Below are 23162 nucleotides of genomic sequence, written 5' to 3' on the forward strand. Positions count from 1 at the left end.
CCGTAGGGTCCGCTCAAGGGCGATCCGGCCGGTGGCACCTCGTCCCGGAGTCCCGTCCAGCGGTCGTGCGTGCCCCCAGGCCACAAATCTGGTGGCCGAGGTTGCGGCCGCCAGTCGCGGTCAGCCGATGACCCGGTCAGATCCGACCCCGCGACCGTCCCGGCCCGCAGCCCACCTATCCGCCATACCCCGACATTTCCGGTACGCCCGGAGCCCCGAACCCGGAGCAGCACCACCCCCGCCCCGCCGTGCAGTGTCCAGCTGGCCCTGGTAGCCCTACCCGGGTACGCGATAGGGCCGTGAGCGCCAGCCTGACGGTTACGGGCTGGCCTTGGTGGCCCTATCCGAGCACGCAATAGGGCCATGAGCACCAGCCCGACGGTCACGGGCTGGCCCTGGCGGCCCCATCCGAGCACGCAATAGGGCCATGAGCACCAGCCCGACGGTCACGGGCTGGCCCTGGCGGCCCCATCCGAGCACGCGATAGGGCCATGAGCACCAGCCCGACCGTTACGGGCTGGCCCTGGCGGCCCCATCCGAGCACGCGATAGGGCCGTGAGCACCAGCCCGACGCTGGTGGGCTGTGAGCTGGCCCTGGCGGCCCCATCCGAGCACGCGATAGGGCCATGAGCACCAGCCCGACGGTCACGGGCTGGCGCTGGTGGCCCTATCCGAGCGCACGATAGGGCCGTGAGCACCAGCCCGACGGTCACGGGCTGGCCCTGGCGGCCCTACCCGAGCACGCGATGGGGCCATGAGCGCCAGCCCGACGGTTACGGGCTGGCCCTGGCAGCCCTGCCCGAGCACGTGATAGGGCCACCAGGACCAGCCCGGGGGTTCGCTCCGCGCTCCGGGCACTGCGAGCACGGGCGGGTGCGGGTGAGGAGGAGGGGAATGCGTGGGAGCGGTGCTCAGGGCGTACCGGAAATGGGTTTGGATGTGGAAACTGCCTGCCCGGAGGGGTCCCCAGCGCCCCCGGGCAGGCAGTGATCAGGGGTTACGGCAGCTCGTAGTTCTCGTTGAGCGCCGCACCACGGTCCGGCTTGTACTGGTCGAAGCCGCGCGGGTTGCACTGCAGACCGCCGTTGATGCAGTGGCGGACCAGCGCGGCCAGCACGGCCGGGTCCCAGGCGTTGAAGACGTCGTAGTGGAACGAGTACCCACGCCCGCTGGCGAAGTGGACGTTGGCCATGTTGCCGCTGACCGGCCACGCCATCTTGAACTCGATCATCGGGACGGCGACCGGGTGGTCGGCCGGGCAGACGCCGACGATCGGGTACGCCATGTGGCTCTTGTGGTCCGGGGTGTCCAGGTGGATGCCGTCCCAGCAGCTCGGGGCCTGGAGACGGACGTTGAGCTGGGAGCCGGCCACACAGTTCGCCGGGATGTCCCACTGGCGGGTCAGGTCGCCGCACTCGAAGCCCTCGACCGCGCCCGGGTGGTTGCGGAACTCGTCGATGGTCGAGGACGGGCTGCCGACGACGTAGCGCAGACCCGGCGGGAACGGGCGGACGCTGGTGTAGTCGATCACGCCGCTCTTGTAGTAGATGACCTGGGGGCCGTCCGGCTGCACGGCGGTGGTGCCGTTGAGCAGGGTCGGCATCCAGTAACCGGTCTTGTCACCGGGGGTGATGCAGGACGTCGTGCCGGCCTGCAACGACGCCAGGGTGGTCGCGGCGTTGGTGGTGCGGTTGCCCATGAAGGTGTGCGAGTGCGAGGCGCCGGGCAGGTTCGGGAAGACGATCGGGTCGTCGCCGAGGTTGGTCCGGCTGACCGAGCAGTTCGCCTGGAACTCGCGGTGGGTGACCGGCGGGTTCTGCGCGGGCGGGGTCGCGGTGGACGGGACCACGCCGGTGACCGGCGGATTCGCGTAGACGTAGCCGGGGCCGTCGGTGGGCGGCGGCGTGGCGGTCGACGTTCCGTACACCTGGAACTCGTACAGCGAGTAGCCGTAGCCGGTGCCCCGCTGGGTGCCGTACATCCGGACGTAGCGGCCGGAGCCGTTGACGCTCAGGGTCTGCTTGCCGCCGGTGGCGTTCGTGGTGCTGTAGATGCTGGTCCAGGTGTTGCCGTCGGGCGAGGTCTGGATCTGGAAGGCTTTCGCGTACGCGGCCTCCCACTCCAGCTTGACCTGCGTGATCGTGGCGGTGGCGCCCAGATCGACGCGCAGCCACTGCGGGTCGGACCACTGGCTGCCCCAGCGGGTGTCGGAGCGGCCGTCGACGGCCGCGATGGCCGGGGACTCGCCGTTCTCGGTGGAGGAGGCGAGCGCCGGACGGCCCTGGGACAGCAGCGAGTCGGCGGCGTAGGCGGATTGGGTGACGGTCAGCACGGTACTGACCAGGGCCAGCGCCGCTAAGGGCGCCAGCAGCTTCTTTTTCTGCACGGGGGATCTCCCAAGGTTCGGAGGACGGTACGTACGCTTGGAGAGCGCTTTCCAGTCAACGAGGCCGAACCGACTCCCGTCAATGGTTTGAGGTTCCGGAACGTGGCGAACCACGCATCCCGCGCCGAGAGCGGAAAGCGCTCTCCATCCCGTGCTATAAACACCGCATGCAGAGCCACCGGCTACCAACGCTCGAGGACGTGGCCCGAGTGGCGGGCGTCTCGCGGGCCACCGTCTCGCGGGTCGTCAACGGCATCCGCAACGTCGACCCGCAGCTGCACGAGCTGGTGTGGAGCGCCGTCGAGCAGACCGGCTACGTGCCGAACAGGATGGCCCGCTCCCTGGTCACCCGCCGCACCGGCACGGTGGCCCTGGTCGTCTCCGACTCCGAGACGCACGACGACGACCCGTTCATGAGCCGGTTCTTCGCCGATCCCTATTTCGGCCGCATCGTCGGTGGCCTGATGAGCGTGCTCCGCCCCGCCACCGCCCAGCTGGCGTTGCAGATGGTCGGCGCCGACGGCCACAAACGCCTGGTCGGCGACCTGCGCAACGGTCAGGCCGACGGCGCCGTGGTGCTCTCCCTGCCCGCCCGCGATCCGCTGCCCGGCCTGCTCGCCGAGGCCGGCATCCCGGCCGTGCTGATCGGCCGCCCACCGTCGCCGGTCCCGATCAGTTACGTCGACCTGGCCAACGAGACCGGCGCCGCCCTCGCCGCCGACCGCCTCGTCTCCCGCGGCTGCCAGCGGATCGGCATGATCTCCGGCCCGGCCGACGTGCCCGCCAGCCAGGACCGGATCACCGGTTTCCAGCGCGCGATGGCCCGGCACGGGCACGCCTGGGTCCCGACCGTCAGCGGCAACTTCACCCAGGAGAGCGGCGAGCAGGCGATGCGCGCCCTGCTCGCGTCCCACCCCCAGCTGGACGGCGTCTTCGTCGCCAACGACCTGATGGCCCTCGGCGCCCTCCTGGTCCTGCGTGACGCCGGCAAGCAGTCCCCCGCCGACGTCGCGGTGGTCGGCTTCGACGACAGCAGCGCGGCGCTGGCCGCCCGCCCGGCCCTGACCACGGTCCGCCACCCCCTCGAGGACATGGCCGCCGAGGCCGCGAAACTCCTGCTCCTGCGCATCGAGGAGCCGCAGTCGCGGATCAGCTCGGTCATCTACGAGCCTTCCCTGGTGGTCCGCCAGTCCGGCTGAGCTTCTCACCGGCACCCCAAAGATCAAATTCTTTGTTTACGCAGGTCCGCTGGGGTGCGGATCGCATGCTCCCGCGCGGGCCGGGCACGGAGATCTGGCCGCTGGCGCGTCCAGGGCGATCTCCGTGCCCTTCAATGTCCGCGGGTGGTTCCGGAGATCAACCCCCGGCTGGCCCCCAGCGCCCTATCCCATCCCCGGATAGGGCCACCAGAACCAGCCGGACACCCCCCGGCTGGCCCCCAGCGCCCTATCCGGTTCCCGGATAGGGCCACCAGGACCAGCTGGACACCCTCGGCGGGTTTCGAGGTGACGGGCCTGGCCGGGGCGAGATGGGGTAAGGGGAGGCGAAGCGGACTGTGATGGTGCCGATACTTCCTAAAGCCTATAGGGTGAATATAGATTGAGGCTGGTCGTCGGGACGGACGGCTGGAAACGCAAGTGCTGTCCGGCCCGTCGTCGTGGCCGCCTGACCTGACTGTCTAGCCTCTCAAGCGCACGCCCCACGGTAAGGAACCCCGCGCATGACCATCTCGCAGACCCCCGCCTCGTTCGCCACCAACCAGGACCTGGATCCGATTCGGCTGCGGCAGGCGTTCGGTGTCTTCCCCAGTGGGGTCGTCGCCGTCGCGGCATCGGTCGACGGGCGGCTCGTCGGGCTCGCGGCCAGCTCGTTCACGTCGGTCAGCATCGATCCGCCGCTGGTGTCGTTCTCCATCGCGAACACGTCGAAGACCTGGCCGGACCTGCGCCGCGCCGACCACCTCGGGGTGACCGTGCTGGCCGCGCACCACGACCAGGTCTGCCGTCAGCTGGCCGGCACGGTGGAGCACCGCTTCGACGGGGTGGCCGCATCGGTGAGCGACGATGGGGCGGTGACCATCGACGACGGGCTGGCCCGGTTCGACACCACGATCTACCGGGAGGTGGAGGCCGGCGACCACACGATCGTGCTGCTGCGCCTGCACGCCGTCGACCACCCGGTGGACCAGGAGAGCCTGCTGTCCCCGCTGGTGTTCCACCGCTCCGCGTTCGGCCGAGTCGCCGCCGAGTGACGCGACTCGACCAGGGTGGGCTGACCCTGCGCCAATTGGGGCCGACGGTCTACCTGCCGTCGGCGGTGTACTCCACCGGCTTCGGCGCGGTCGCCCCCGTGGTGGTGCTCTCCGCGACCGGGCTCGGCGCCTCTCCCGCCGTCGCGGCGCTGGTGGCCGGGCTGGTCGGCGTCGGTCAGATCGGCGGTGGCCTGCCCGCGGGCGTGCTGGTCGACCGGTTCGGCGAGCAGCGGACCATGCTCGCGGCCGCCGGTCTCGGGCTGCCCGCGCTGATCGCCTGCATGCTGGTCCGGGACGTCCGCCTCCTCGCCGTGGCGGTCTTCCTCCTCGGCATCACCGGGGCGGCCTGGGGACTGGCCCGGCACGCCTACCTCACCGAGGCGGTCCGGCCGGAGCTCCGCGCCCGCGCGATGTCGACACTCGGCGGGGTGGGCAGGGTCGGCACCTTCGCCGGACCGTTCCTCGGCGCGCCGGTCGTGCACGTGCTGGGCGTGTCCGGGGCCTATCTGGTGGCCGCGGTGGCGGTCGCGGTGGCCGCGACATTGGTGGCGTTGCTGCCGCCGGTCCCCCACGACCGGCCGCACGCGAGCACACCCGGCCATCCGGGCCTCTGGTCGGTGCTCCGGGAGAACGCCCGGACACTCCGCACGCTGGGCTCCGCGATCCTCCTGGTCGGCGCGCTGCGGGCGGCCCGGCAGACGATCCTGCCGCTGTGGGGCGTGGGACTCGGGCTGTCGCCGGCCACGATCGGGATCATCTACGGGATCTCCGGCGGCGTCGACATGCTGTTGTTCTACCCGGCCGGGCGGCTGATGGACCGGCACGGGCGCAAGTGGGCCGCGGTCCCGGCGATGGCCCTGCTCGGCCTGGCCCACGCGCTGCTGCCGCTCGCCGGCGGCGCGGCCGGGCTGACCGTGATCGGCCTGATCATGGGCGTCGGGAACGGCCTGAGCGCCGGCCTGGTGATGACCATCGGGGCCGACGTGTCCCCGGCGGCCGGGCGGGCCCGGTTCCTGGGCGCCTGGCGGATGTGCTCCGACCTGGGAAACGGCGGCGGCCCGCTGCTGATCGGAGCGGTGACGGCGGCCGCCTCCCTGACGGCCGCCGCGGTGACCGTGGCGGGCGCCGGAGCGCTGGCCGCGGTGCTGTTGGGCCGGTGGGTGCCGTCCGGCTGGGCGTCACGGTCGTCTCGGCAGCATCGAGACCACCGTGACAGCCAGCCGGAACCGGGAGTCGGTGCTGCCCCGGGACGGCACGGCGGCACCGAGCCGGGTTAGACCGAGCCGGCCGAGACCATCGCCGCGGGCGACGATCGGGCACGCCAAGGCCGACCGAGACCGACCGAGACCGAGACCGACCGAGCCCGAAGCCAACCGAGACCGAAGCCGACCGAGACCGAAGCCGACCGAGACCGAGTCGCCGCCGGCCCCGACGGCGCTGCGGCCGGCCTGGCCAGCAGCACAGCGGCCGCCGCGAGCTGGGCTGGACGGTGGTCACGGGATGAGGCACAGCGATCGCCGCAGGCTGAGGCGCAACGGCCTCCACCGAGCCGGGGCGCAACGGCCTCCACCGAGCCGGGGCGCAACGGCCTCCACCGGGCTAGGTTTGCACGGTTGCGGCGGGCGCGGATTGCGCGGTTACGGCGGGCGCGGACTGCACGGTTACGGCGGGCAGCGATTGCACGGCTGCGGCGGGACGAGGCTGGGACATCACAGCGGGCAGCGGTTGCACGGCTGCGACCGGCGCGGGTTGCACGGTTGCGGCGGGCAGGCGTTGCACGGTTGCGACGGGACGAGGCTGGGACATCACAACGGGCTGCGGTTCCACGGTCGCGACGGGCTGGAGCGGGGAGGTCACGGCGGGCCGCGGTTGCGGGAGGGCGGCGGACCAGGGCTGAGCGGGGCGGGAACGGAACAGCGGGCGCAGGTCGGCCGGGACCAGGTGGGCCAGCTGGGCCGGGCGGACACCCTGGTCGGTGGCGTTGAGCTCGGACAGCACCACCCGGGCCAGGAACGCGGCGTCGGCGCTGTCCGCGTAGAGGCGCTCGGTGACCCGGCTGAGGAACCGGCGGACATCGAGGATCTCGATGATGCCTCCGGGCTCCGGGATGGGCAACCGTTGTCGCAACTCTTCCGGCAGCGCCGCGGTCAACCGGCGGTAGGCCGGCGCCGGGAGCAGCTCGCTCAGCACGCCGAGCACGGTCGTGGTGACGCGGCGGGACTCGTTGCGGCCGTGCAGCCGGCCGTTCCGCTGAATGCGGATGAGGAGATCGTCGTGGTTCATCTGGCGCCTCCCTGAACCCCGCACGGCGCGCCCGTGCCGGGGGCGGGAGGGTTACCCGGCCGTTTCAGATCCAAACCGGACTGTCAGCTACTTAACCGATCAGGACCGACATGGTCCGCGGCTAGCCTTCGACGCCGGTGGCGGTGTGCGCGGCGCCGACCGGCTTGGATTGCGACGAGCCACGCTGGCGCAGGTAGATCGCCAGGATCGCCATCGAGGCGACGGCCAGCAATTCGGACTGCCAGTTCTGGAGCGTGCGGTTCCAGAAGTCCGGCCCGGTGACGTAGTCCGGCCAGGTCACCGGGTCCTGGAGGTTCCCGAGCTGCTCCTCGTTGAACGCGGCCCAGCCGGCGACCGACTGCCCGAGCCAGGAGAGCACGAAGATCAGGCCCATCACCAGGCCGAGCGAGTTGGAGAACAGCCAGAGGCGCAAGCCGCGGGTCCGGGCCCACTTCGGCGAGCCGTCGTCGGCGAAGGCGCCGACCTTCTGGTCCCGGTCGGACTCGCGGCCCGCCTTGTCCAGCTCCTTGGACTCCGGCGAGCCTTTCTGCAACAGCCAGACGGTGAACCAGATGTAGAGGAAGAACTGGAGGTACTCGGACTGCCAGTTCTCCAGCACGTCGACGCCGAAGCTGGCCGAGGTGAGGTAGCGGCCGAGACCGATCGGCGCGAGGCCCTCGGTGAGCTGCTGCTGGTTGAAGTCGGCGTGCCCGGCGATCGCCTGCCCGACGAGCACGAGCAGGAACAGGATGCCGAAGACGAGGCCGAGCGAGTTCTCCCGGAGGAACCGTCTCATCGTTGCAGCACCCCCAGCGCGGTGAAATAGATCAGGCCGGCCGCGACGACCAGCAGGAGCAGGACGAACAGGGCGCGCATGGTCAGCTCCCGGAGAGCGTGCAGTCGTAGGGACGGTCGCCGCGCGGGGTGCAGCCGGCCGCGACCACCCGCCAGCCGTCGTCGACGACCGCCAGGAACAGGGTGTCGTCGGTGAACCGCACCTGCGCCCACTGCCCGAAGACCGAGGCGCCGACCAGCTGCCCGGGCCGGGGCAGGTCCTCGTCGAGGATCGCTTCCGGACACGGCTTGTCGGCTGACTTCTCCAGCTCCTCGGTGGTGTCCGGGGCGAGGGTGGCACAGGCTTGCGCGCCGTCCCGGCCGGCGACCGCGGTCAGCAGGCGGGTCGCGACCGCGGAGGCCGCCTCTTCACGGCCCCCGACCGAACCACAGCCCGCCAGCGGAAGAAGCGCGGCGGCGATGATCAAGGTCCGTTTCATGGTGTGCTGCATGCCCGGGACCGGGCGCTCTCAATCGCACGGCGGCGCCGGACCACCTGTGGTGATCCGGCGCCGCCGACCTTTGCTCAGCTCTTGGAGATGGCGTCCACCAGGTCGCCGACCGGGCGGTCCGGCAGTGCCCGGGCCACGTCGGCCAGGGCGACCATGCCGATCAGCTCGTGCCCGTCGATGACCGGGAGCCGGCGCACCTGGTAGCGGCCCATGGTGCGCAGGATCTCGGCGGCGTCGTCGTCGGCGCCGATCGTGACCGGCTTGCCCTCGGCCAGGTCACCGGCCGGGACGTCGGCCGGATTACGGCCCTTGGCGATCGCTTTCACCACGATGTCGCGATCGGTCACCACGCCCTTGAGGCGATTGTCCTCGCCGCAGATGGGCAGTGATCCGATATCGAGATCGGCCATTTTCTGAGCGGCGTCGGCCAGCGTTTCCCGTTCACTCACACAAACCGCGCCGGGAGTCATGATCTCGCGTGCGCTGGGCATTTCTCCTCCTGACGAATTCATCGTGCGGATATGAACTCGCATACCCGGCACCGGCGCGTTCATGCGACCGTTACGGATCAGCCGTGGGCGGCCTGCCGGGTCTGCTCGGTGGCGTGCTGGGCGGAGTCCTGAGCCTGCGCCTTGGTGGTCTGCGCCGCGTCCTGGGCGGTCTCCTTGAACTGCGCGGCGGCGTGCTGCACCGTGCCGGTCAGTTCGTCCTTCACCTCGGCGGCCAGGTCCTTGACCTGGTCGGTGAGGTCGCCGCTGTTCTCCTTGAGCTGCCGCCCGGCGCGACGCTCGGCCTCGGTGACCGGGATCAGGCCGGCGGCGAGCAGGCCGACGCCGAAGGCGATCACGCCGGCCGCCAGCGGGTTGCCCTGGGTCTGGGTGGCCACCGCCTGCGGGGCGCTGCGCACCGCGTCCGCGGCGTCGTGCGCCTTCTCGCTCGCGGTGTCGCCCAGCCGGGACGCCTTGTCACCGACCGAGTCGGTCAGCCGGGACGCCTTGTCGTGCACCGTGCCCACCGCTGACGACGTGGAGTCGCCCACCTGGGAAGCGCTGCCCATCACCTTCTCCTTCACCGTGTTCCACCGCCGCTTGGCGACCCTGCTCGGGCTGGTCTTCTCGGCGAGCAGGTCGACGTCGCGGGTCAGCGACGCGCGGGTCTGCTCGATGTTCTGCCTCAGCCGGTCGGGTTCTTCAGCCATTGCGCGTCCTCCTTGAGGGTGTCGACGGTGCGCCGTGGCATCGGGTCCACGGTCTTGAGACGGTTCTTGCCGGTCACGTAGAGGACGGCCGCGACGATCGCCCAGATCACGGCGACGATCAGGGCGGCCCAGCCGGCCGGCATGACGGCGTCCAGGCCGAACACGGCGGCGAAGCTGAGCAGCAGCACGGCCAGGTAGCCGGCGAACCCGGCGCCGCCGAGCATCCCGGCGGCCTTGCCCGCCTTGGTCGCCTCCTGCTTGATCTCCGCCTTGGCCAGTTCGACCTCCTGGCGGAACAGTTGCGACAGGTCGTCGCTGATGTTGCCGATCAGCTCACCGATCGACGTCTGCGCGACCCGGTCCGTCTGGTCCGGGGGAAGCGAGCTGGTCACGGCCGCGGCTCCCGGGTGCCGAGCGGGTACTCCTCGGGCAGCACCACCGGGGTGCCGGTGCCGGTCGAGGCGTACTCGGTGCCGGCGGCGCCGGCCGTGGCGGGGGTCGGCGTGTAGCCGGTGCCGGCGTAATCGGCGGTGCCGGCGTAGTCGGCCCCGGCGCCGGTCGTGGTGGCGTAGTCACCGGCCGGCGGCACCGACGTGGACACCGTGCTGTAGCTGTCGGAGACCGGCTTGCGATCGGTCCCGGCCGTGGTTCCGGAGTCGGCCTTGGCCACGCTCTTGCCGAGCCGGCCGACCACGAAGCCGGCCGCCAGCGCGGTCGCCAGGAACGCGCCGGGGCGGCGGCGGGCGAAGTCCTGCACCTCGGCGAGGACCCCCTCGGGGCCGTTGCGGTCCAGGTAGTCGGCCAGCTGCCGGCCACCGTCGGCGACCCGGGACACCACCGTCGCGGCCGGCGTGTCGGGCCGGTCGCCGCGCATCTCGTCGAGGTGGTCCGCGGTCTGCCGGATCGTGCCGACCAGCCGGTCGTTCTGCGCCCGGGCATGCTCACCGAGCTTGTCGCGCACCTCGCCGGCCACGTTGCGGGCCTGCGCCCCGGCCTCGTGGCCGACGCGCCGCACCTGCTCGGCCGCGGTGTCCTTCACCTCGGACACGGCCTGGCCCGCCGCCTGCTTGCCTTCCACGGCGACGTGCTTGGCCTTCGCGGAAGTGTCACCGGAAGAATCATCCGGCGCATAGGCGCCGGTCGGTAGCTCACTCACGTTGCCTCCCTGTCAGCGGGTCATTCGCCGACCCCAATGCCCGCTGGCGGGAAATCAAATCCAACGATTTTCTGCGAATGATCTGGAAAGCGCCGGGTATTTCCCTGAGGTTTGTTTACCGGCACTACTCCGCGAATGGATCGCATCGCATGTCTAACCGGGCGCGGCCGGGGGAACAGGCGCAGCGTGACAACCGAAACCACGCCGAGGACCCGCTGGCACGCGACGAGCGTCGCTCTGGTGGCCGGCTTCATGACCCTGCTCGACATCAGCATCGTGAACGTGGCACTGCCGTCCATCCGGGCTGATCTGCACCTGGGCTCCGGTGAGTTGCAGTGGGTGCTGTCCGGCTACGCGTTGACGTTCGGGCTGCTGCTGGTCCCGGCCGGGCGGTACGGGGACGCCCGGGGCCGCCGGTCCGTGTTCATCTTCGGCGTTGCGCTGTTCACGCTGGCCAGCGCCGCGGCCGGGCTGGCCGGCAGCGCGCTGTGGCTGGTGATCGCCCGGCTCGTCCAGGGCGCCGCGGGCGGCATCGTGAACCCGCAGGTCTCCGGGCTGATCCAGGAGCTGTTCGAGCCCGCCGAGCGGGGGAAGCCGTTCGGGCTGCTGGGGGCGACCATCGGGGTGTCGACGGCGATCGGGCCGCTGCTCGGTGGGCTGCTCATCGCGGTGTTCGGGGCGGCGGAGGGCTGGCGGTGGATCTTCTACATCAACGTGCCGATCGGGGTGCTGGCGATCGCGCTCGGGGCGCGGTGGATCCCGGTCCGGGAACGGTCGGCCGCCCGGTCGTCGGACAGCCTGGACCCGGTCGGCGTGGCGCTGCTCGGGGCCGGCGTGTTCCTGCTGCTGTTGCCGCTGGTGCAGGAGCGGGAGTGGGGCGGCTCCGGCAAGTGGCTGCTGGTGGTCGCCGGGGCGGCGGTGCTGGCCGGTTTCTGGGCGTGGGAGCGGCGGTTCAGCCGGCGGGCCACCTCGGTGATCGACCTGGAACTGTTCCGGGTGCGGTCGTACTCGCTGGGGACGCTGGTCGGGGTGCTGTACTTCGGCGGGTTCACGTCGATCTTCTTCACCTACACGCTGTTCTTGCAGAACGGGCTGCACTACTCGGCGCTGGAGGCCGGGCTGGCGATCACGCCGTTCGCGCTCGGGTCGGCGGTGACTTCGGCGGTCGGTGGGCGCAAGGTGGGCTCGGCGGGTCGTGCGCTGGTCGTGGCGGGGCTGGCGACGGTCGCGGCCGGGCTTGTCGGCACGATCGTGGCGCTGTCCGTGGTGTCCGGGGCGGCGGCCGGGTGGGCCACGGTGTTTCCGCTGTTCATCGCGGGGTTGGGTAGTGGTCTGGTGATCAGCCCGAATCAGACGATCACGCTGTCCGAGGTGCCCGTCCGGCGGGCCGGGAGCGCGGCCGCGGTGTTGCAGACCGGGCAGCGGATCGGGACCGCGGTGGGGATCGCCGGGGTGGGGGCGGTGTTCTTCAACCGGCTCGCCCATCACGGCGGTGACTGGGGGCTGGCGTTTCGCACCTCGCTGGCGGTGACGGTGGCGTTCGTCGGGGCCGCGCTGGTGGCGGCGGTGGTCGACGTACGGGCCGGGTCGGACCGCTCGTCCTCGCCGCAGCGGGCCTGAGCGGTGTGAGCCGAGCTGGACGATGGCATATGGGAGGCGGACTCCTGGCCATGGTTCGTCCACCGTGAGTCGGGTGGACTAGTGACATGACAGAGACGATGAGCACTTTGGTGCTGGGTGGTACGGGCAAGACCGGGCGACGGGTGGCGGGGCTGCTCGCCGCTCAGGGGGTGCCGGTGCGGATCGGGTCCCGTGGCGCCACGCCCCGGTTCGACTGGGAGGACTCCGGGACGTGGTCCGGCGCGCTCGACGGGATGGCGGCCGTCTATCTCTCCTATCAGCCGGATCTGGCGTTCCCCGGGGCCACCGCGACCGTGCGGGCGTTCGTGGAGCAGGCCGTCAAGCACGGGGTGAGCCGGATCGTGCTGCTCGCCGGGCGCGGCGAGCCGGCCGCCGAGGCCGCGGAGGACGTGGTCAAGGAGTCCGGGGTGGAGTGGACCGTCGTGCGGGCGAGCTTCTTCGACCAGAACTTCAGTGAGGATCTCTTCCAGCCGGCGGTGGTGGCCGGGGAGATCGCACTGCCGGTCGGGGAGGCCGCCGAGCCGTTCGTGGACGCCGATGACATCGCCGAGGTGGCGGCCGCGGCGCTGACCGACGGGCGGCACCATGGGCGTACCTATGACCTGACCGGACCGCGTCTGCTCACCTTCGCCGAGGTGGCCGCGGAGATCTCCGCGGCCACCGGGCGGGAGATCCGGTTCATCCCGGTCAGCAAGGCCGACTATGCCGCGGCGCTGCGCGCCGAGGGGCTTCCGGAGGATCTGGCCGAGCTGTTCGCCGCGGTGACCGATGGGCGCAATGCCTATCTGGGGTACGGCGTGCAGCAGGCCCTGGGCCGTCCGGCCCGCGACTTCGCCGACTACGCCCGCGCGGCCGCCGCGACCGGGGTCTGGTCGTGACCGTGACCGCGGCCCGGCCGCGAACGGGTGTGCTCACCGGCGTGCTGACCGCCGCCCTGGTCTGCACCGGCCTGATGGCCGGGATCTTCTTCGCCTTCACCGTGTCGGTGATGCCGGGCCTGGCGAACACCGACGACCGGACGTTCGTGACGGCCATGCGGCAGATCAACGCCGCCATCGAGAACGGCCTGTTCGGACTGGTCTTCGTCGGGGCGCTGGCCCTGCCGGCGCTGGCCGCGGTGCTGCTGGCCCGGTCGGGCCGGCGGGCCGCGGCCTGGTGGGCGGGTGCGGCGGCGGTGCTGTACCTGCTCGTGCTGATCCTGACCATGGCGGTCGAGGTGCCGCTCAACGACCAGCTCGCTCAGGCCGGCACGGACTTCGCGCGGGCCCGGCACGACTTCGAGGGCACCTGGGTGCCGGTCAACAACCTGCGAACGGTCCTGAACACCCTGGCCCTGGCCTGCCTGGGCCCCGCGCTGGCCCGCCGCACGGGTGGCGTGTCAGGGTGATGGACGTGGACACGCTGACCGGGCTGCTGGACGGGACTCGCGCGCGCGGCGCCTTTCTGCTGCGGACGGTGGTGGAGCCGCCGTTCGCCCTGCGGATCCAGGACGAGGCGCCGTTGACGCTGGTCACCGTGATCCGCGGGACGGCCCAGGTGATCCGCGAGTCGGCGGTGGAGCTGAAGCCGGGGGACGTGGCGGTGATCCGGGGGCCGGAGCCGTACACGGTGGCCGACGCTCCGGGGACGCCCTGGCAGACGATCATCCATCCCGGTCAGGTGTGCACCACGGTGGACGGGGTGCCGCGCGAGCAGCTGGGGGTGCGCAGCTGGGGTGACCGGGTGGACGGCGGGACCGAGATGCTCACCGGGACCTACCAGCTGCGCAGCGAGGTCAGCCGGCGGCTGCTCGGGGTGCTGCCCGCGATGGTGGTGCAGCCGGCCGCCGCCACCGACCGGACCCTGGTCGGCCTGCTGGTCACCGAGATGGCCGGCACCGCACCGGGTCAGGAGCTGGTCCTCGACCGGCTGCTCGACCTGCTGCTGGTGTCGGTGCTGCGGGCCTGGCTGGCCAGCCCGTCGGCCGGGTCCCGGCAGCACGCCCCGCACGACCCGGTGGTCGGCCCGGCACTGCGGCTGCTGCACACGGCGCCGGAGGAGCAGTGGACGGTGGCCGCGCTGGCGGCGAAGGCCGGGGTGTCCCGCTCGGCGCTGGCCCGGCGGTTCACCGATCTGGTCGGCGAGCCGCCGATGGCCTATCTGACCGGCTGGCGGCTGGCGCTCGCCGCGGACCTGCTGCGCGAGCCGGACGCGACGATCGGCGCGGTGGCGCGGCGGGTCGGTTACGGCAGCGCTTTCGCGCTGAGCGCGGCGTTCAAGCGCGAGCGCGGGCAGAGCCCGCAGGAGTATCGGCGCGAGACCGCTGCCGGTCAGGAGAAACACTTTACGACGTACGATCCCAGCGTGGTCCTTCTCGGTCAGGCTTAGATGAGCAACTCCACCGCCTATCCGATCGCGCACCTGGACTCGGCCGACGCGGTGATGCGGCTCGTCGACCGGCTGATCGCCGTGGCCGGCATCGCGCCGGCAAGCGTCGATGTGCGGATCCTGACCGACAGCCACGAGGCCGCCCGATACTCCTCACTCGTCCCGGAGGCCATGCTCGTCGCCGACCTGTCCGCCGAGATGGCGCAGCGGTTGCCGGACGCGGACGTCGTCCGCGGGCGGAATTACTTCAGCCTGATCGCGCCGGCCACCCCGGGCCTCCTGGAGACGCTGCGTGCCCTGCCCGCGGTGCCCATCGAGGTCGATGCCGACGAGCTGCCCGCGGATCGCGTCGGCGTGTCCGTCCTGACGGCGATCGGGGCAGCCCGCGGCACGGTGATCTGGGACCTCCCCCGGTGGCCGGGAGTCGAGGAGCTGTCCCTGGCCGGACAGGCCAAACACGCGATGATCCAGGTGACCCTGAACAGCTCGGACATCGACGCGCTCACCCCGGCGGACGGCCATCTCGTCTACGTCCACGTCGGCTCCGGACCCGCCGAGCGCGAACGCGCCGCCTGGCTGGCCCGCCAGGTGGGCTGCGTGTTCCAGGGGCCCCGGAACACGGATGGTGACGCTCGGTCGCCGGGTCCGTGAGGGTGGGAACGGGCTCGTAGGGTGGCGGCATGGATGGTGGGGAGTCGCTGGCCGCGGTGCGGCGGGAGATCGACGCGATCGACGGGGAGATGGTTCGGCTGCTGGCCGCGCGGGAGGGTCTGGTGCGGCGGGCCGGGGCGTTGAAGAAGGACGAGCAGGCGGTGCGGGCACCCGGGCGGGTCGAGGAGGTGATCGCCAAGGTGCGCGGGCTGGCCGGGGAGGCCGGGGCCTCCCCGGAGGTGGTGGAGCGGGTCTACCGGGCGATGATCGGCGCGTTCATCGAGCTTGAGCTGAACCAGCATCGAGGTAACCGGCAGCCTTGACCACGCAGTCGGTGACCGCCTGCCGCGGGTCGGCGCCGAGGCTGGCGATCGCGACCAGGCTGGTGAACACGACGTCGGCGAGTTCGGCGACCACGTCGTCGACGGTGTGGGTGACGCCCTTGCGCGGGTTCTGGCCCTGCACGCCGATCCAGGCCTGCGCCACCTCGCCGGCCTCCTCGGTGAGTTTGAGCAGGCGCAGGGTCAGCTCGGCCGGGCCGGCGCCGTTCCGGGCGTCGAGGTGGGTGCGCCAGCGCTGGGCTTCGGACCAGATGAACTCGTCGTCGGGCATGCCGAGATCATGCCTGCTCGGTGGCGCGGTGGTAGCGGCCCGGGGACGGCGGGTCCGTGTGTCGCGGTGCGGCCCGGTGGCCGGACCGCCTCGCGACACACGGCGGGTGGGCGGTGCGGTCGTACCAGAAAATCGACGCGGTCGGAAGCGGGCCGGGCCGCTCCGGTTTCGTCACACCCGGTGGGCATCGTGATCGGGGCGGGCATAGCCTGGCGGGGTAGCGACCAGCAGGAGGAAAGATGCAGCGCAGGACCGACCTCATCGAGGACTTGATGAGCCGCTTCCCGAACGTTCCGCGGGAAGCGGTGATCAAGGAGGATCTGCTGCGTGGCGGCCTGGCGTTCGACGACGCGGCACTGACCGACAACGAGAACGGGGACGTGAAGCCGAAGTCGTACTTCATCTTCTCGTTCGACCACCGGACGCTTCCGGAGCTCGGCGAGGCGGCGCTGCGGCGGCCGCCGGAGGAGATCGTGCTGACCGGCGGGCCCTATGACCTGCGTCGCACGGTCGTGTCGGTGCGGACGAACCCCGAGTCGCCGTATCGGGTTAAACCCGACGCCGACGGCCGCCTGATGCTCTTCCTGGACGACCGGCCGATCGCCGAGGTGGGGCTGCCGCCGATGCCGGACTACTACCGGCACACGCTGGCCAACGGCAAGCAGGTGATGGAGGTCGCGCCGACGATCCAGTGGGGCTACCTGGTCTACCTGACGGTGTTCCGGGTGTGTCAGTACTTCGGCGCCAAGGAGGAGTGCCAGTACTGCGACATCAACCACAACTGGCGGCAGCACAAGGCGGCGGGCCGGCCGTACACCGGGGTGAAACCGGTGGACGAGGTGCTCGAGGCGCTCGCGATCATCGACAAGCACGACACGCTGAAGACGTCGCACGCCTACACGCTCACCGGCGGCAGCGTCACCTCGCAGGTCGGCGGCAAGGCGGAGGCCGACTTCTACGGCCAGTACGCGCAGGCGATCGAGGAGCGTTTCCCCGGCCGGTGGATCGGCAAGGTGGTCGCTCAGGCGCTGCCCCGGGCCGACGTGCAGCGCTTCAAGGACTACGGCATCCAGATCTACCACCCGAACTACGAGGTGTGGGACAAGCGACTGTTCGAGCTGTACTGCCCCGGTAAGGAGCGGTATGTCGGCCGTGAGGAGTGGCACCGCCGCATCCTCGAGTCGGCCGAGGTGTTCGGGCCGCGCAACGTGATCCCGAACTTCGTGGCCGGGATCGAGATGGCCGAGCCGTTCGGCTTCACCACGGTCAACGAGGCGATCGACTCGACCACCGAGGGCCTGGAGTACTTCATGTCCCGGGGCATCACGCCGCGCTTCACCACCTGGTGCCCGGAGCCGACCACGCCGCTGGGCAAGACCAACCCGAACGGCGCCCCGCTGGAGTACCACATCCGGCTGCTCGAGGCGTATCGCGCGACGATGGAGTCGAACGGCCTGACCAGCCCGCCGGGGTACGGTCCGGCCGGCGCCGGGCGCGCGGTCTTCTCCGTCAGCTCGTTCATGGACAGCCTGCCCGCCGAGGACTGAACCCGACCACTCTCCGGGGTGGCCGCCCGCCATGGGTGGCCACCCCGTTTTTGCGTACCGTCAAGCCCTCTGATCCGCCCGGGGACGGTCACAACCGGCCGGCAACCGGCCGCCCGTCCGGTGTGCTGATTGTCCGGATCAGGCGGTAGTCACGCACCCGACCTGCAACCTCATTGCCCTCAGTCAAGGTCTGCACCCCGGATGAAACCTGCCGATCGAAGCAGGCACCCCCGAAAAGCAACTTGGCGAGAGGTCAGCACATGAGCATCCGGAACCGCGCGACCGCCCTGGCGTCCACGATTCTTGCTTCCTCTCTCCTGTTCGGCTCGGTGCTCGCCGCCTCCCCGGCTCGGGCGGACGACGGCACCGCGGTCGAGGCCGTCGCGCCGACCCTGGCGAGCCGGCTGGCCGCGGTGAAGGTCGCCAAGACGATCAACTACTACCCGTCGAACGCCGGCTGGTCGGCGATGTGGACCGGCTTCGACCCGGTCGCGATCGACGCGGACCTGGCCAAGGCCGCCGCGCTCGGCGCCGACAACGTGCGGGTCATCGTCTTCCCGGACGCGTTCGGCTACCCGGCCCCGAAGGTCGAGTACACCGAGAAGCTGCGCAAGTTCGTCAGCATCGCCGACTCCTACGGGATGACCGTGAAGTTCACCCTCTTCGACTGGTGGGCCGGTTACAGCGACGCGGCCCGCAGCATCGCGTGGGCCAAGGCGATCCTCGACCCCTACAAGGACGACCCGCGGGTGCTCGCGGTCGAGCTGAAGAACGAGTTCCAGCCGTCCGACGCCGACGCGGTCACCTGGGTCCGCCAGGTCATCCCGGCCGTCCGCGCCGCCGCCCCGGCCATGCCGCTGACCCTGTCGGTCGACGGCGGCACCGGCGCCACAGGCATGGCGAGCATCAAGGCCGCGCTGGTCAGCACGCCGCTCGACTACTACGACTTCCACTTCTACGGCAACTCGGAGCGCTCGCTGGCCGAGATCCGCAAGGCACAGTCCGCGGTCTCCCCGGCCCCGATCGTGATCGGCGAGACCGGCGTCAGCAGCGGCGCCACCAGCGAGGGCGAGCAGGCGCTGTACCTGGCCCGGGTGTTCCGCGCGGCGACCGAGGCCGGCGTGGGCTCGGTGGCTCCGTGGACGCTGAACGACTTCTCGGACGGCGCGATCCCGTCGAACTCGACCGTCTCGACGATCCCGGCGCAGTACACCTTCGGCCTGTACCACGCGGACGGCTCGGCCAAGCTGGCCGCCTCCGTGGTCCGCACCGCCTGGACCACCGGCACCATGCCGAACACCTTCCTGAACCTCGGCTTCGAGTCCGCCGACGTCGACTCGCCGTGGAAGCAGAACCTCCCGCAGGCCGGCGCCGGCGTGGTGACCAGCGAGATGCCGCGTCTCGGGTCGCGGTCCCTCAAGTTCACCGGCACCACCCGGACCAGCGCGGGCCTGCCCTCGATGCGCGTCGCCCCGATCACGCCGGTGCAGCCGGGCTACAAGTGGCGGGCCGAGGCGTTCGCCCGCGGGTTCAACGCGACCGGGATCACCGAGATCTCGCTGAGCTGGTTCGACGCCAACGGCAAGTGGATCAGCGAGAGCACCTCCAACCGGCTGCCGGTCGGTAACACCACCTGGACCAAGCTCGTTGTGGACACCGTGGCTCCGGCCGGTGCGGCCGCGGTCCAGCTGCACCTGAAGAACGCGGACAACAGCGGCACCGTCTACTTCGACGACGTCGCGATCTCCTGAATCACCTCGGTCCGCTGGGTGCCCGGCTCCGCTGGGTGCCCGGCTCCGCTGGGTGCCCGGCTCCGCTGGGCGCCCGGCTCCGCTAGATGCCCGGCCAGGAGACGCGGTAGATGGCGCCGGCCAGGTCGTCGCTGACATAGATGGCCTGGTCCGGGCCCTGCACCGCCATCACCGGGCGGCCCCAGCGGTTGCCCTGCTCGTCCTGGAAGCCGGTCAGCAGGGTCTGCTGCGGCCCGAGCCCGCCGTCCTTCCAGGCGAAGAAGGACACCTCGGGGGCCCGGGGCGGTTTCCTGTTCCACGAACCGTGGATCCCGACCAGGGCACCCTTTCCGTACGGCGCGGGCAGCCCGGGCGCGGTCGCGAAGCTCAAGCCGAGCGGGGCGGAGTGCGCACCCATCGCCTGCTCGACCGGCGCCAGCGTGGCGCAGTCCAGCTTCGTCCCGTCCGGGTTGAGCTGCACGTCCCGGTCGAACGCCCGGTCGGTGTCCGGGTTGCAGAACGGCCAGCCCAGGTCCCGTCCCTGAGTCAGTTTCGCCAGCGGCTCGACGGGGTGGTCGTTGACATAGTCGACCTTGACCTTGCCGTCGGCCGGGTCGGCGATGTTGTCCCGGTTGTTGACGGCGGTCCAGACCGCGCCGTCCGGGGCGACCGCCAGCCCGGTCCCGTTGCGCACGCCCCGCGCGAAGGTGGTCGGGGTGCCCCCGCCGGGCGGGGCCTTGAGGATGGTGGCCCGCTCCGGGGAAGCGTCCCGGTCCTCGACCGAGACGTTGCCGGTCGAGCCGACCGAGATGTAGATGGCGCCGTCCGCGCCGATCGCGACGCTCTTCAGCGCGTGCGCGTAGGCGCCACGCAGCTCGGAACTCTTGGCGTCGGGCAGGCCGTCGACCACGACCTTGCGCCCGGACACCTTGCCGTTCGCGTACTGAAAGGTGTTGATCTGGTCGCTTTCGGCCACGTAGAGGGTGTTGCCGGCGAAGGCGAGGCCGTGCGGCTCGTTCAGCCCGCTCAGCAGGGTGCGCTGGACGGTGGCGCCGCCGGCCCGGGCCGGGGTCAGGGCCAGCACGTCGCCGAACTTGGGGCGGGACACCAGCAGCCGGCGATCCGGGGTCCAGGCCAGCAGCCGGGCCTTGGGCACCCGGGCGAAGAGCGAGACCGACCAGCCGGCCGGCACCTTCATCTCGTGCCCGTCGAGCTGGACGGTGGTGGCGACCAGGCCGCCGGCCTCGAGGGGTTGCGCGGCGGGCTGTTCCGACGTCCCGGCCGAAGGCTTGTCCGGCGTGGACGAGCACGCGGTCAGGGCCAAGCCCAGGACACCGGCCATCAGCGCACGCACCGCTCTCGTCACGCCCGCGACCTTACCCGCCGGACGCATCCGGTGGCGGGACCCGGTGATCGCGTAAGGTTGGCGGTTGCGCTCGCACCAGGAGGAACACTCGATGACCATCTACGGCCCCGGCGGCGTCGACGTCCGGGATCGCCGCCGTCTGCATCCCGGCGTGCTCGCGCTCGTCGCCGTCGCGGGGGTCATCGTGGTCGCGGCGCTCGGCTACTTCGTGTTCCGCTCGCCCGCCGACCCAGCGCCGCAGGTCCCGGCCGCGGCATCGCTGCCCGCCGTGCAGGTCACCTCCTCGCCTGCGCCGCCGTCCGAGTCGCCCAGCCCGACCGCGCCGGCCGGAATCACCACCGGCACCTGGCTGGTCACCCCGGCCGACGACAAGGACAGTTACCTGGTCGCCGACGACGAATACGCCGCGATGTCCGACGAGGCGGCGCCGCTCACGGTCGTCGCCGGCCTGGCCGACGACTCGTGTGTCTCGTTCCGCGACGAGGACGGCGACTACCTGCGGCACTTCGATTACCGCCTGCGCTTCGACGCCCAGGACGACTCGGACCTGTTCCGCAAGGACGCCACCTTCTGCCCCGAGGACGACCAGCCGGCCGGCACCGTCCGCCTGCGGTCCAAGAACTACCCGGACTACTTCCTGCACCGCCGCGACGACGACTCGCTGTACATCGACAAGCCCGAGGACTCGGACGACTTCGTCGAGGAAAGCTCCTTCAGCCTCCGCTCCCCGACCGACTCCTGAGAGCTCCCGGTCACGACGGATACTCGGTCAGACGGATGATGGGCAGCTCCCGGTCGGTCTTCTTCTGATAGCCGGCGAAGCGCGGGGCGGTCGCGATGATCCGCTGCCAGGCCCTGTCCCGCTCGGCGCCGTGCAGCTGCTCGGCGCGGACCTCGAGGCTCTGCTCGCCGATCTGGATGAACACCCGGTCGGGGTGGGCGGCGAGGTTGTAATACCAGGCCGGGTTGCCACGTGCGCCGGCCGCCGAGGCCACGATCAGGCGGCTGCCGTCCTCGGCGCGGAACCAGACGACCGGGGTCTGCCGCTCCATGCTGGACTTGCGGCCGATCGTGATCAGGATCAGGGAGCCGGTCTCGGCGTCGGCGGCGCCCCTCCCCGATCGGCGGATCCGGCGCATCGCCAGGCCGTTGAAGAACTTCAGGAACGAGCCTCCCGGCTGCCGAGCCCCTCGGGTGCCGGTCCTGGTGTCGAAGGCCATGCTGTCTCCTCACTGCTCGTCGGCCGGTCTCACACCGCTGGTCAGACCAGGCGGCGGATCTCACCGTACGCACGGTAGAAGCCGCCCCGGGCGGCCTCCCGGACCCCGGTGACCACGAACCGGCTGCCCGGCTCGCGGATGCCCTTGGGGAACTGGACCTGCCAGTCCGTGTGGTAACCCGAGGACAGCACCCGGACCCGCACCCGGCCGCCGACGTCGACGCACTCGACCAGCACACCGTCGGTGGCGTCATGGACGATCTCGACCGTGGTGGACGGGGCGACCTCGGGCATCTGCGGCGGCGCCTTGACGTCGACCGCCTGCGGGACGGTGCCGTCCACCGCCGACCGGACCGCCGCCTCGCTGGCGTCGATGCAGGCCAGCGAGCCGTCGGTGGTGACGATGTAGAGGCGCTCGTCGTGGTACTGCATCGAGTAGGCCGAGCCGCAGCCGGTCGCCAGTTTCCACAAGCGGGTGCCGTTGGTGTCGAAGCAGTAGATCGACGACGCACTGTCGCCGGCGAAGACGTAGCGCCCGTCCTCGGCGGTGGCGCAGGAATAGACAGCCGCGTCACATCGATAAGCCTGCCGGTGGGACCCGTCTTTGCCCAGCTCGACCACCTCGCGGGTGGAGGTGCCGGCGTAGAGGGTGTCCCGCTCCTGCCAGCCGAACAGCACCGGCCCGGTCTTGGTGTGCCACAGCTCCCGCCCGGTCCGCCAGTCGAAACTGGTCACTCCGGCCGAGTGCCCGTGGTGCACGGCGGTCGCGTCGCACCGCACCATCCACGCCGACCTGCCCCGCCCGGGCCGCTGCCAGAGGAACTCGTCCTCGTGGTCGATCGCGGAGATCCCGCCGTTGGCGTCGGAGACCCCGAGCACACCGTCGTGGATGTCCAGCCAGTAGATGTCGATCTCCGGGGCGATCCGGTAAGCCAGCCGGGGCACCTTGCCGGACAAGTCGTAGACGTTGCCGTCGTCGCAGCCCGCGTAGATCCAGCCGTCGTCGGCGACGATGCATTTCACGCCGTCGGGCAGCCGGAACTGCTGCCGCACCGTGGCATCGTGGCCGAGCGTGGTGATCAGGCCGCGCTCGTTGCCGACCATGCACACGTCGTCGTCCACGAAGATGCCGAACGCCGGGCTGCCCGACGCGTAACGCCAGAGGATCGGCGCGCGGGTGGTGGCGGTGGAGCGGGTGCTGGTGATCTGGCGGCGGGACACCGACCGCTTCTGCCGGCCGCCGAGGACCGCCGGGGCATACCCTTTGCGGACTTTTTCGCCGATCTTCTTCGACGCCTCGGCCTTCGCCTTCTCCGGGGTGGTAAACGACGACTGCTTGACCTGGCCGCGATCGCCGATCCGGCCATAGCGGACGGTCAGGTCGGTGCCGTCGACAGTCACCTCGTAGAACTTGTGCGCACTCCCGCTGTCCTCGGAGAGTTCGAGGTACGTCGTGTCGGCAGGCATCA

24 protein-coding genes are annotated in these 23162 nt (G+C 71.2%); 12 read left to right on the forward strand and 12 right to left on the reverse strand.

Features of this window, described 5'->3' with window-relative positions:
- Positions 1-997: 997 nt before the first annotated feature.
- Positions 998-2386 (reverse strand): DUF1996 domain-containing protein, encoded by a 1389-nt coding sequence (locus Aiant_RS03310; protein WP_189330878.1) that lies wholly within the window; start codon positions 2384-2386, stop codon positions 998-1000.
- Positions 2387-2586: 200 nt separating this feature from the next.
- Here Aiant_RS03310 and Aiant_RS03315 point away from each other — a divergent pair, with 200 nt between their 5' ends.
- The 3 genes from Aiant_RS03315 to Aiant_RS03325 all read left to right on the forward strand — a co-directional run bounded on the left by Aiant_RS03315 (position 2587) and on the right by Aiant_RS03325 (position 5914).
- Positions 2587-3585, forward strand: a complete 999-nt coding sequence (locus Aiant_RS03315) for a LacI family DNA-binding transcriptional regulator (RefSeq protein ID WP_306415821.1) — start codon at positions 2587-2589, stop codon at positions 3583-3585.
- Positions 3586-4106: 521 nt separating this feature from the next.
- A complete protein-coding gene (locus Aiant_RS03320) occupies positions 4107-4637 on the forward strand; it encodes a flavin reductase family protein (protein WP_189330880.1) in 531 nt (176 codons plus the stop codon).
- Positions 4634-5914 (forward strand): MFS transporter, encoded by a 1281-nt coding sequence (locus tag Aiant_RS03325; protein WP_189330881.1) that lies wholly within the window; start codon positions 4634-4636, stop codon positions 5912-5914. The genes Aiant_RS03320 and Aiant_RS03325 overlap by 4 nt, the downstream gene beginning before the upstream one ends.
- 322 nt (positions 5915-6236) lie before the next feature.
- On the opposite strand, the gene Aiant_RS03330 is transcribed toward Aiant_RS03325, so the two are convergent.
- The 7 genes from Aiant_RS03330 to Aiant_RS03360 form a co-directional block, all read right to left on the reverse strand.
- The gene (locus Aiant_RS03330; RefSeq protein ID WP_189330882.1) at positions 6237-6920 is read right to left on the reverse strand and encodes a DUF2267 domain-containing protein; all 684 of its coding nucleotides are present in this window, start codon (positions 6918-6920) and stop codon (positions 6237-6239) included.
- 121 nt (positions 6921-7041) lie between these two features.
- Positions 7042-7716 (reverse strand): DUF6766 family protein, encoded by a 675-nt coding sequence (locus Aiant_RS03335; RefSeq protein WP_189330883.1) that lies wholly within the window; start codon positions 7714-7716, stop codon positions 7042-7044.
- Between the two features lie 82 nt (positions 7717-7798).
- Complete coding sequence (locus Aiant_RS03340) at positions 7799-8194, reverse strand: hypothetical protein (RefSeq protein ID WP_189330884.1); 396 nt, start codon at positions 8192-8194, stop codon at positions 7799-7801.
- Positions 8195-8280: 86 nt separating this feature from the next.
- A complete protein-coding gene (locus tag Aiant_RS03345; protein WP_306415823.1) occupies positions 8281-8739 on the reverse strand; it encodes a CBS domain-containing protein in 459 nt (152 codons plus the stop codon).
- 35 nt (positions 8740-8774) lie between these two features.
- Positions 8775-9404 carry a DUF3618 domain-containing protein gene (locus Aiant_RS03350; RefSeq protein WP_189330885.1) on the reverse strand — a complete coding sequence of 210 codons (630 nt, stop codon included), beginning with the start codon at positions 9402-9404 and terminating at the stop codon, positions 8775-8777.
- On the reverse strand, positions 9380-9796 hold the full coding sequence (locus Aiant_RS03355; RefSeq protein ID WP_189330886.1) for a phage holin family protein: 417 nt from the start codon (positions 9794-9796) through the stop codon (positions 9380-9382). The genes Aiant_RS03350 and Aiant_RS03355 overlap by 25 nt, the downstream gene beginning before the upstream one ends.
- The gene (locus Aiant_RS03360; protein WP_189330887.1) at positions 9793-10560 is read right to left on the reverse strand and encodes a hypothetical protein; all 768 of its coding nucleotides are present in this window, start codon (positions 10558-10560) and stop codon (positions 9793-9795) included. The genes Aiant_RS03355 and Aiant_RS03360 overlap by 4 nt, the downstream gene beginning before the upstream one ends.
- Before the next feature lie 135 nt (positions 10561-10695).
- Here Aiant_RS03360 and Aiant_RS03365 point away from each other — a divergent pair, with 135 nt between their 5' ends.
- From Aiant_RS03365 to Aiant_RS03390, 6 genes are all read left to right on the forward strand, one after another.
- Complete coding sequence (locus Aiant_RS03365; RefSeq protein ID WP_189330888.1) at positions 10696-12180, forward strand: MFS transporter; 1485 nt, start codon at positions 10696-10698, stop codon at positions 12178-12180.
- A gap of 98 nt (positions 12181-12278) precedes the next feature.
- Positions 12279-13079, forward strand: a complete 801-nt coding sequence (locus tag Aiant_RS03370) for an NmrA family NAD(P)-binding protein (RefSeq protein ID WP_212846937.1) — start codon at positions 12279-12281, stop codon at positions 13077-13079.
- Complete coding sequence (locus tag Aiant_RS03375) at positions 13076-13588, forward strand: anthrone oxygenase family protein (protein ID WP_229830047.1); 513 nt, start codon at positions 13076-13078, stop codon at positions 13586-13588. Before Aiant_RS03370 ends, Aiant_RS03375 begins: the two co-directional genes overlap by 4 nt.
- Positions 13589-13593: 5 nt before the next feature.
- Positions 13594-14568, forward strand: a complete 975-nt coding sequence (locus Aiant_RS03380; protein ID WP_189330890.1) for an AraC family transcriptional regulator — start codon at positions 13594-13596, stop codon at positions 14566-14568.
- On the forward strand, positions 14569-15219 hold the full coding sequence (locus Aiant_RS03385; protein WP_189330891.1) for a hypothetical protein: 651 nt from the start codon (positions 14569-14571) through the stop codon (positions 15217-15219).
- Positions 15220-15248: 29 nt separating this feature from the next.
- On the forward strand, positions 15249-15542 hold the full coding sequence (locus tag Aiant_RS03390; RefSeq protein WP_189330892.1) for a chorismate mutase: 294 nt from the start codon (positions 15249-15251) through the stop codon (positions 15540-15542).
- On the opposite strand, the gene Aiant_RS03395 is transcribed toward Aiant_RS03390, so the two are convergent.
- Positions 15496-15831, reverse strand: a complete 336-nt coding sequence (locus tag Aiant_RS03395) for a MazG-like family protein (protein ID WP_189330893.1) — start codon at positions 15829-15831, stop codon at positions 15496-15498. The genes Aiant_RS03390 and Aiant_RS03395 overlap by 47 nt on opposite strands.
- A gap of 239 nt (positions 15832-16070) precedes the next feature.
- Here Aiant_RS03395 and Aiant_RS03400 point away from each other — a divergent pair, with 239 nt between their 5' ends.
- The gene (locus tag Aiant_RS03400) at positions 16071-17378 is read left to right on the forward strand and encodes a radical SAM protein (protein WP_189330894.1); all 1308 of its coding nucleotides are present in this window, start codon (positions 16071-16073) and stop codon (positions 17376-17378) included.
- 260 nt (positions 17379-17638) lie between these two features.
- On the forward strand, positions 17639-19129 hold the full coding sequence (locus tag Aiant_RS03405; RefSeq protein WP_189330895.1) for a glycoside hydrolase 5 family protein: 1491 nt from the start codon (positions 17639-17641) through the stop codon (positions 19127-19129).
- A gap of 82 nt (positions 19130-19211) precedes the next feature.
- On the opposite strand, the gene Aiant_RS03410 is transcribed toward Aiant_RS03405, so the two are convergent.
- Positions 19212-20474, reverse strand: a complete 1263-nt coding sequence (locus Aiant_RS03410; protein WP_229830048.1) for a PQQ-dependent sugar dehydrogenase — start codon at positions 20472-20474, stop codon at positions 19212-19214.
- A 91-nt stretch (positions 20475-20565) separates the two neighbouring features.
- Here Aiant_RS03410 and Aiant_RS03415 point away from each other — a divergent pair, with 91 nt between their 5' ends.
- The gene (locus tag Aiant_RS03415; RefSeq protein ID WP_189330897.1) at positions 20566-21216 is read left to right on the forward strand and encodes an AbfB domain-containing protein; all 651 of its coding nucleotides are present in this window, start codon (positions 20566-20568) and stop codon (positions 21214-21216) included.
- Positions 21217-21226: 10 nt separating this feature from the next.
- On the opposite strand, the gene Aiant_RS03420 is transcribed toward Aiant_RS03415, so the two are convergent.
- Both Aiant_RS03420 and Aiant_RS03425 read right to left on the reverse strand, forming a co-directional pair.
- Positions 21227-21694, reverse strand: coding sequence for a nitroreductase/quinone reductase family protein (locus Aiant_RS03420; RefSeq protein ID WP_189330898.1), 468 nt, complete (start codon positions 21692-21694; stop codon positions 21227-21229).
- A 41-nt stretch (positions 21695-21735) separates the two neighbouring features.
- Entirely contained in the window at positions 21736-23160 is a 1425-nt protein-coding gene (locus Aiant_RS03425; protein ID WP_189330899.1) for a WGR domain-containing protein, read from the reverse strand.
- Between the last annotated feature and the right edge of the window lie 2 nt (positions 23161-23162).

It is taken from the genome of Actinoplanes ianthinogenes (assembly GCF_018324205.1).
Classification (GTDB): Bacteria; Actinomycetota; Actinomycetes; order Mycobacteriales; family Micromonosporaceae; genus Actinoplanes; species Actinoplanes ianthinogenes.

Excerpts from the sequence above, each read along its gene's own strand:
- Aiant_RS03415 (WP_189330897.1), top strand. The coding sequence starts at position 20,566 with ATGACCATCTACGGCCCCGGCGGCGTCGACGTCCGGGATCGCCGCCGT.
- Aiant_RS03370 (WP_212846937.1), top strand. The coding sequence starts at position 12,279 with ATGAGCACTTTGGTGCTGGGTGGTACGGGCAAGACCGGGCGACGGGTG.
- Aiant_RS03340 (WP_189330884.1), bottom strand. The coding sequence starts at position 8,194 with ATGAAACGGACCTTGATCATCGCCGCCGCGCTTCTTCCGCTGGCGGGC.
- Aiant_RS03425 (WP_189330899.1), bottom strand. The coding sequence starts at position 23,160 with ATGCCTGCCGACACGACGTACCTCGAACTCTCCGAGGACAGCGGGAGT.
- Aiant_RS03420 (WP_189330898.1), bottom strand. The coding sequence starts at position 21,694 with ATGGCCTTCGACACCAGGACCGGCACCCGAGGGGCTCGGCAGCCGGGA.
- Aiant_RS03405 (WP_189330895.1), top strand. The coding sequence starts at position 17,639 with ATGAGCATCCGGAACCGCGCGACCGCCCTGGCGTCCACGATTCTTGCT.
- Aiant_RS03390 (WP_189330892.1), top strand. The coding sequence starts at position 15,249 with ATGGATGGTGGGGAGTCGCTGGCCGCGGTGCGGCGGGAGATCGACGCG.
- Aiant_RS03345 (WP_306415823.1), bottom strand. The coding sequence starts at position 8,739 with ATGCGAGTTCATATCCGCACGATGAATTCGTCAGGAGGAGAAATGCCC.
- Aiant_RS03395 (WP_189330893.1), bottom strand. The coding sequence starts at position 15,831 with ATGCCCGACGACGAGTTCATCTGGTCCGAAGCCCAGCGCTGGCGCACC.
- Aiant_RS03365 (WP_189330888.1), top strand. The coding sequence starts at position 10,696 with ATGGATCGCATCGCATGTCTAACCGGGCGCGGCCGGGGGAACAGGCGC.
- Aiant_RS03385 (WP_189330891.1), top strand. The coding sequence starts at position 14,569 with ATGAGCAACTCCACCGCCTATCCGATCGCGCACCTGGACTCGGCCGAC.
- Aiant_RS03400 (WP_189330894.1), top strand. The coding sequence starts at position 16,071 with ATGCAGCGCAGGACCGACCTCATCGAGGACTTGATGAGCCGCTTCCCG.
- Aiant_RS03320 (WP_189330880.1), top strand. The coding sequence starts at position 4,107 with ATGACCATCTCGCAGACCCCCGCCTCGTTCGCCACCAACCAGGACCTG.
- Aiant_RS03330 (WP_189330882.1), bottom strand. The coding sequence starts at position 6,920 with ATGAACCACGACGATCTCCTCATCCGCATTCAGCGGAACGGCCGGCTG.
- Aiant_RS03350 (WP_189330885.1), bottom strand. The coding sequence starts at position 9,404 with ATGGCTGAAGAACCCGACCGGCTGAGGCAGAACATCGAGCAGACCCGC.
- Aiant_RS03335 (WP_189330883.1), bottom strand. The coding sequence starts at position 7,716 with ATGAGACGGTTCCTCCGGGAGAACTCGCTCGGCCTCGTCTTCGGCATC.